Genomic DNA, 1,117 nt, shown 5'->3' on the forward strand with positions numbered 1-1,117 from the left:
CGGCGACGACGGGAACGGCGCGCTGCTGCGCGCCGCGCTCGGCGCCGCCGGGGTGGACCTGGCGCACCTGCTGGTCGCCGAGGGGCCGTCCGGGGTCGCGCTGATCACGGTCGGCCCGGACGGCGACAACAGCATCATCGTGTCGCCCGGCGCGAACGGCCGGCTCACCGAGCACGACGTCGCCGGCGCCCGCGAGCTGGTCGAGGGCGCGGCGGTGGTGTCGCTGCAACTGGAGATCCCGCTGCCGACCGTCGCGGCGGCCGCCCGCACCGCGGCGGACGCCGGGGCGCGGGTCGTGCTGAACCTGTCGCCGGCCGCCGCCGTCCCGTCCGACCTGCTCGCGCTCTGCGACCCGCTGGTGGTCAACGAGCACGAGGCGGCGTTCCTGCTGCCGGGCCACGGCCCGTCGGACGACCCGGCGACGCTGGCGGCGGCGCTGCTGGAGCTCGGCCCGCGGTCGGTCGTGATCACCCTCGGCCCGGACGGCGCGCTCGTCGCCACCCGCGACGGCGCGCAAACCGTTCCGTCGCCGCGGGTCGAGCCGGTGGACACCACCGGGGCCGGGGACGCGTTCACCGCCGCCCTCTGCCTGCGGCTCGCGCGCGGCGACGACCTGGAGGCGGCGGCGCGGTTCGCGGTCCGGGTGGGCGCGGCGGCCGTGCTGGGGGAGGGCGCGCAGTCGTCCTACCCCGCCGAGGGCGACGACCTGCCGTCCTGAGCGGGCGGCATGGAGACGGCCCGGGCTTCTTCGGCCCGGGCCGTCTCGCTGTTCCCGGACACCGGCACCGAGTGCGCGGGCCGCGGGTCAGGCCGCCGCGGCGTGGTCGCGCAGCTCGGTCAGCGTCTCGGCGACGTCGCGGACGTCCGCGCCGAGGTCGAACCGGCTGAGCATGATGAGGTCGTCGGCGGTCTCGATCTCCAGCAGCGTCGTCCGGCTGAACAGCCGCCGGCGCTCGTCCACCCGGACGGCGGCGACCTGCGGCCACGCCAGCCGCTCCCGCCTGGCGTAGCCGCGCACGGCCGTCAGCCCGGCGGCGTCGGCCTCCAGCCGGACCGGGGCGAGCAGGTCGCGCGCCGCGAGCACCGCCGCGCCGGCCGCCGCGACCCCGGCGAGCAG

The 1,117-nt window shown here is 78.8% G+C and carries 2 protein-coding genes; one reads left to right on the forward strand and one right to left on the reverse strand.

The features are described from left to right. A partial coding sequence (locus AB0J52_RS41780) for a ribokinase (protein ID WP_500188838.1) occupies positions 1-718 on the forward strand: 718 nt, incomplete at its 5' end. A gap of 87 nt (positions 719-805) precedes the next feature. Here AB0J52_RS41780 and AB0J52_RS41785 read toward each other — a convergent pair. Further along, positions 806-1,117 (reverse strand): PH domain-containing protein (locus tag AB0J52_RS41785; protein WP_500188840.1); only part of this gene is annotated, 312 nt, incomplete at its 5' end.

The organism is Spirillospora sp. NPDC049652 (genome assembly GCF_040675125.1).
Lineage (GTDB): Bacteria > Actinomycetota > Actinomycetes > Streptosporangiales > Streptosporangiaceae > Spirillospora.